At 76.2% G+C, this 5,489-nt stretch carries 3 protein-coding genes; all 3 read right to left on the bottom strand.

Annotation, left to right across the window (positions count from 1 at the left end):
* Nucleotides 1–3,041: AMP-binding protein (locus ABD327_RS31990; protein WP_344456239.1), on the bottom strand; the 3,041-nt coding region annotated here is incomplete at its 3' end.
* A gap of 25 nt (nucleotides 3,042–3,066) precedes the next feature.
* Entirely contained in the window at nucleotides 3,067–4,275 is a 1,209-nt protein-coding gene (locus ABD327_RS31985; RefSeq protein WP_344456236.1) for an FAD-dependent monooxygenase, read from the bottom strand.
* Nucleotides 4,276–4,285: 10 nt separating this feature from the next.
* Nucleotides 4,286–5,489, bottom strand: a 1,204-nt coding sequence (locus tag ABD327_RS31980) for a thioesterase domain-containing protein (RefSeq protein ID WP_344456234.1), incomplete at its 5' end; no start/stop codon positions are given.

The raw sequence follows: 5,489 nt of genomic DNA, 5'->3' as shown, positions 1-5,489 counted from the left end.
AGATCGTCCGCGTGGACGGCGGCGGCCGGGCGGTCTCCGCCGAGGAGCGCGGTGACGAGGCGGTCGGTGAGGGACGCGGCCGTCGGATGATCGAACGCGACGGCGACGGGCAGCGGGATCCCGAAGCGGGCGGCGAGCCGGTTCCGCAGCCTGACGGCGGTCAGCGACGTCATGCCGAGGTCGGCGAAGGACCGTTCGCCCGGGACGGGGCCGGGCTCGCCGAGGACCTCGGCCGCCTCCGCGCGGACGACGTCGGCGATCTCGGTGCGGCGGCGAGCCGGCGGCAGCGCCAGGAGGCGGTCGCGCAGGCCGTCCGGGGTCTCGCCCGCGACGTCCGGGGCGAGGTCGCGCAGCAGCGGCGGGGCCGTCGCGGCGGACAGCGCCGAGGTGTCCAGGGCCAGCGGCACCAGGACGGGCTCGTCCAGGGCGAGCGCGGCGTCGAAGAACGGCAGCGCGTCCGCCGGGAACAAGGCTTCCAGGCCTAGGTCGCGCAGCCGGTCGGGCAGTTCCTGGGCGCTGGTCGGGCCCCACAGGATCGCGACGGCCCTCTCGCCCTCCGCCCCGCGGTGCCGGGCGACGGCCTCGGCGTGCGACGAGCGGGCCGCGCCGGCCGGGTCCGCGGGGTCGCCGAGGATCCCCGCCGCCGTCTCGAAGATCACGAAATGGTCGAGTCCGAGGCCGAGCGTCGCCTCGTGCACCGTCCACAGTCCGGCGGGGTCGGGATCGGTGTGCACGACCGCCGTGAACCGGTGGCGTGCGACGACGGCCGCGACCGCGCCGGGGTCGGTCAGGTCGCACACCGTCATCTCGGTGCCTTCGGGCAGCTCGTCGATCTCCTCGGGGCCTGCCAGCACGATCACCGGGGGCCGCTGCTCGGCCGTCAGCTTCCGGGCGATCGCCCGTCCGACGCCGCCTCCGGTGATGAGCACCGGGCCGAGCTCGGGGAGTTCCAGGACGCCGGGCGCGGCCGCCCTGCGCAGCGCGGGCACGAACACCCGGCCCGCCCGCACCGCGACCTCGGGCAGCCCCTCGGCCAGCACCCGCACGAGCGGCCCGGCCGCGTCCGGCGCGGCGTCGGAGTCCGCGGCCCCCACCCGCCCCGGACGGGCCGCCGCCAGGCTCCGCACCACCCCCCACACCACGGTGTGCACCGGATCGGCGCCCACCGGCGCCACCACGGGCCCCACCGTGAGCACGACGACGCGCACCCCTGCCGGAACCTCCGCCAGCACCCCTTCCACCCGGCTGCGAAGCTCCTCGGCCGCCTCGGTCACCGAGGCGCTTCCCGGCAGGAACGGCACGACGACGACCCCGGCTCCCGCCGGCACCTGCGCAGCCTCCGCCACGCCCCGCACCCCGGCCCCGGCCAGGCCGGCCGGATCCTCGCCCAGCACCACCACCGCCTCCGCACCCGAGCCCGCCTCGTCTCCTCCCGCGTCGGTCGGGTTCGCATCGGCCGGGTCGGTACGGGGGTTCCAGACGGGGTGGAAGAGGCGGTCGCGGCGGAGGGCGCGGGTGGCGGTGAGGCGGGCGGCGTTGGCGGGGAGGAGGTGGCGGGCGATCTTGCCGGAGGGGACGCGGGGGATCTCGGAGGTCGTGAAGAGGTGGGTGGGGATCTTGTGGGGGGCCAGGGCGGCGGCGCAGGCGGTGAAGACCCCGGCGGGGTCGAAGCCGGGAGCGGGGACGACGTAGAGGGCGGGGGTCTCGCCGAGGGCGTGGTCGGGGAGAGGCGCGGCGGCGGCGTCGGAGATGCCGGGCAGGCCGCGGACGGCGGCCTCGATCTCGCCCGGGTGGATGTTCTCGCCGCCCCGGATGATCAGCTCCTTGAGGCGGCCGGTGATCGTCAGGAAGCCGCCGGAGCCGCGGCGGGCGAGATCGCCGGTGCGGTACCAGCCGTCGCGCAGCGCTTCGGCGGTGGCGTCCGGCTGCTCGTGGTAGCCCTCCATCACCGACGGGCCGCTGACCCACACCTCGCCTTCGGCGCCGTCCGGGACGTCCAGGCCGGTCTCGAGGTCGACGAGCCGTATACCGAGGCCGGGCACGGGCAGCCCGCACGAGCCGGGGACCTGCCGGCCGTCCGGCCGGGTCATGGTGATCGCGCCGCAGGTCTCGGTGCTGCCGTAGCTGTCGATCAGCGGCGCCTTGAACGCCGTCTCGAACGACTCCCGCAGCCCCGCCTCCGCGACGGCGCCCGTCACGACACCGACCCGCAGGTCGGGCGCGGTCAGGCCGTCGCCGGCCGCCGCGACGAGGCGCTGGTACATCGCCGGCACCCCGACGAGCAGCGTGAACGACCCGGTCCGCACCCGCTCCAGCACGTCGTCCGGCGAGAACCCCGACATGATCCGCACGGACGCGCCGGTCGCGAGCGCCGCGTGCACGCAGAAAACGTGCGCGAAGGAATGGTGCAGCGGCATCGGCCAGAGCACCCGGTCGGTCTCGGTCAGTCCGAGGACGGGCGCGTAGCAGGACGCCACCGTCCACAGGCAGTTGCGCTGGCTCGACCGCACGCCCTTCGGCTTTCCGGTGGTGCCCGAGGTGAACAGGATCCACGCGGTCTCGTCCAGGCCGAGGTCGTCGCGGGCCGGCTCGGCGGGCTCGGTCGTCGCGAGCGTCTCGAACGCGACCGTCCCGTCCACCGGGCCGCCCGCGACGACCAGGAGCGTCCCGGACGGCGCCAGCCTCGCCACCCGGACGGCGTGCGCCTCGTCGGTGACGACCGCGGTCGCGCCGCTCGCCTCCAGCAGCCGCGCCAGCTCCGGATCGGCCGAACGCGGATCCGCGGGCACGCCGATCGCCGCGGCCCGGTTGACCGCGTAGTACGCCTCCAGCGTCTCCACCCGGTTGCCGAGCAGGATCACGACCCGGGCGCCGCGCGCGACCCCGCGTTCGGCGAGGTGCCCGGCCAGCCGCCGGGTCCGGGCCTCCAGCTCGGCGTAGGTGACGGCGCGGGCGTCGTCGGCGAAGGCGGTGCGGTCGCCGTGCGCGGCGGCCCGGCCGATAAGAAGGGCGGCCAGAGGACGGATCAGTTCGTTCTGCATCGCGCGTTCTTCTCCGGTGGGGTCGTCAGACGGCTTCGGCGGCGGGGCGCGCGGTACCGGGCGGCAGGTCGCGGTTGAGGTAGCTGCTGCTGCTCTGGATGTTGGCCTGGAGCATCTTGGTGGACTGCAGGCCGTCGCGGGTCAGCCGCAGGGCGAGCAGCAGCCGGTTGCTGTGGCGGAGCATCTTGGCGCGGCCCCGGACGGTCCTGGCCCGGCCGCGCCTGGCCTGCTCGTAGGCGCGCAGCCGGTCGGCGGGGCTGCCCGGCCCGTCGAGGGCGTGGCCCAGCACCCAGCTGTCCTCGAGGGCCTGGTTGACGCCCCAGCCGGCGCGCGGGGGGATCGCGTGGGCGGCGTCGCCGACCAGCGTGATCGGGCCGCGGCCCCACCACTTGCGCACGTCGTGCAGGGTGTGCGGGGCCTCGGCGATGTCCTCCTCCTTGAGGACGTCGAGCAGGTCGGAGACGGGCGGCGCCCAGCCGCCGAACCACTCGCGGGACGACGCGAGCCGCCGTCCCTCGCTGCGGGACGCCTCGGAGAGGGCGGTGCCGGGCGGCGGCACCCGGCGCCGCCCGTTGTCGAACGGCACCTCGAACGACCAGTGGATGCGGCCGTCGCCGACCGGGTGCAGGGTGCACAGGCCCTGCCTGCCGTAGAAGGTCGGCACGCAGTGGTCGCCGCCCAGGTCGAGCGGCTCGGTGGTGGTGCCGTGCCACGAGGCGAGGCCGGTGTAGCGGGCGTCGTCCGCGCCGAACAGGTGGGTGCGGACGGCCGAGCGGTAGCCGTCGGCGCCGATGAGGACGTCGCCGTCGGCGGTGGTGCCGTCGGTGAAGCGGACCGTCACCCCGCCGGGCCGCTCGACGATCTCCGCGCACTCCTTGCCGAGCCGGATGACGCCTTCGGGGACGGCGTCGGCCAGCAGCCTCAACACGTCACCGCGCATCGCCGCGATGCAGGGGGTGCCCAAGACCGCGGCGATCCTGGTCAGGTCGGTGCGCATCAGCGGTTCGCCGCGCGACGACCAGACGTCCGCGGTGTCCATCCGGCGGCCGAGCCTCTCCAGCGGCAGGCCGAGGTCACGCAGGATCCCGGTCGCGTTGTGCCAGATCAGCACGCCGTTCCCGCCGGCCCGCAGTTCCGGGGCCCGCTCGTACACCTCCACCTCGTGGCCCCGCGCGACCAGATCGGCGGCCGCCGCCAGGCCGCTGACACCGGCACCGGTAATAATGATCTTCACGGTCAACCCTTCAGAGTCGGAGATGCTGGACGATCCAGGCGTGTGCCGCCTGCGCGGTGGACGCCGAGTCCTCTTCGAGGATCGAGAAATGGGTTCCGGGCACGTCCAGGACGGTGCGGCAGGGCCGCCATTCCGCCCGCCAGTCGCCCGGGACGTCCGGCGAGTAGGGGGCGGTCGCCCGGAGCAGGACCTCGGGGGAGGCCAGCGGGCGGGGCGTCCACCCGGTGAACAGCTCGTGGTAGCGGCCCATCGCGGTGAGGCGGGTGTCGTCGCGCAGCGCGTGGCCGCTCTCCTTGGCCGCGACGGCCCGGGTCAGCGTCGGTTCCAGCCAGGGCCGGTCGCCGATGACGTCGGGGGAGTAGCTGTCGAGCAGCAGCACCGCGGCCGGCGGTGTGCCGAGGTCCTCCAGGCGTTCGGCGACGGCGTGGGCGAGCATGCCGGACGCCGAGCGTCCGGCGAGCACGACCGGGGCGCCGTCCCCGATGGCGCGGACGTGCGCCTCGACGAGGGCGGCGAGCGTCGCGGGCAGGTCCTCTCCGGTGAGGTAGCCCGGCTCGGCCTGCGCGGTGACGGCGTAGTCCGTACCGAGCGCGGCGGCGAACCGCGCGAACTCGTGCGGACCGGACACGCTGCTGAAGCCCGGCAGGCACACGACCCGCGGGGCGGGCCCGGACGGCCTGGTCAGCGGCACCGCGCGGGCGGGCCCGGCGCCGTCGGCGTCGAACGCGGGCCGTAGCGCGGCTGCGGCCCTGACCAGCGCGAGCGCCTCGGTGAACCGGCCGTCGGCGCACGCCTGCCAGTAGAGCGCGCCGATCGATCCTTCCGCCCGGTCGCCGCCGGAGGCCAGCCACCGGCCGAGCGCCTCCGGCGTCGGATGGTCGAACACCGCCGTCGCCGGCACGTCCATCCCGGTGGCGGCCGCCAGCCGCCCCCGCAGTTCCGTCGCCAGCAGCGAGTCGAACCCCAGCTCCAGGAAGACCGCGTCCGCCGCCACCGGCCCGGCGTGCCCGAGCACCCGCCCGGCCTCCGCCCGCACCGCGCCGACCATCCCGTCCACTCCCGCGATGCCCGGTGCTCCTTCCCGCCCCGCCGCCCGCGGCAGCACCAGCCCCCCACCGGCCGCCGCATCCGCCGTGGCGGCCGCGTCCGCGCCGAGCGAGGAGCGCTCGCCACTCGCCGCGGCGTCGTCCGGGCCGCGCCGCGCGACGCCGTCC

The sequence above is a fragment of the Actinocorallia aurantiaca genome (assembly GCF_039533685.1).
In the GTDB taxonomy this organism is placed as follows: domain Bacteria; phylum Actinomycetota; class Actinomycetes; order Streptosporangiales; family Streptosporangiaceae; genus Actinocorallia; species Actinocorallia aurantiaca.
The sequence above is the reverse complement of the archived record's forward strand: the minus strand, read 5'-3'. Positions and strand labels throughout refer to the sequence as shown.